We start from the raw sequence: 754 nt of genomic DNA, 5'->3' as shown, positions 1-754 counted from the left end.
AGGAGAGGAAGAGGAAATCAGCAATAGAAGAAGGGAAGAAGGAGGGGGAAGGGGCCATCTCTTTTGGTGGGGAAGAAAGAGGAGAGGGGGGAGGGGGGAGATCGAACAGAAGTATACATACGACAAAAAAGCAGTCAACCAGGGGGAGAAGAAGAGAGAGGAAGAGGGAAAGGGAGAAGGGGGAAAAGGAAGAAGGAGCCAGCCAGTGTCCACACCAAGGGGAATGGAAGGAAGAAGGAAGGAAGAAGAGGAAAAGGGAAAAGAAGGAAAAAGAGCCATCAATTTTCTTCGGGGGGAAACGAGAGAAGAGGAGGGAAGAGGAAAGGAAGAGAAGGAAGGAGAGGGAGAAGGAGAGGAAGAAAAGAAGAAAGAAGGGGAGAAAAGGAGAAAAGGGGAAAAAAGGAAGGAGGAAAAAGGGAGGGAAAAAAGAAGGGGAAGGGAGGAGGAAAAAGGGAGAGAAGGGGAGAAAAGAAAAGAAAAAAAAGAAGGTTGTCATAGGAAAAAGAAGAAAGAAAAAGAGGGGGGGAAAAGAGAAGGGGGAAGAAAAGGGAAAAAAAAGGAGGAAAGAAGAGAAGGAAAGGGAGGGGAAAGGAGTTGACTTATAATACATAGGAGGGGAAGAAAAAGAGGAAAGAGAAGGGAAGGGAGAGGGGGAAGGGGAAAAAAAAGAAGGGAGAGGAAAGGAGGAAGAGGAAGGAGGAAAAAGGAAAGGAGAAAAAGAGGAGAAAGGGAAAAGGGAGAAAAAGAGGGGAGA

At 46.7% G+C, this 754-nt stretch carries 1 protein-coding gene; it reads left to right on the top strand.

Features of this window, described 5'->3' with window-relative positions; translation table 11 throughout:
- Positions 1-598, top strand: a 598-nt coding sequence (locus E1963_RS23640; RefSeq protein ID WP_201272089.1) for a hypothetical protein, incomplete at its 5' end; no start/stop codon positions are given.
- Between the last annotated feature and the right edge of the window lie 156 nt (positions 599-754).

Source organism: Extibacter muris (assembly GCF_004345005.1).
Taxonomy (GTDB): Bacteria; Bacillota; Clostridia; order Lachnospirales; family Lachnospiraceae; genus Extibacter; species Extibacter muris.
Note: the sequence above shows the minus strand (reverse complement) of the source record. Positions and strands in the feature narration are given on the sequence as shown.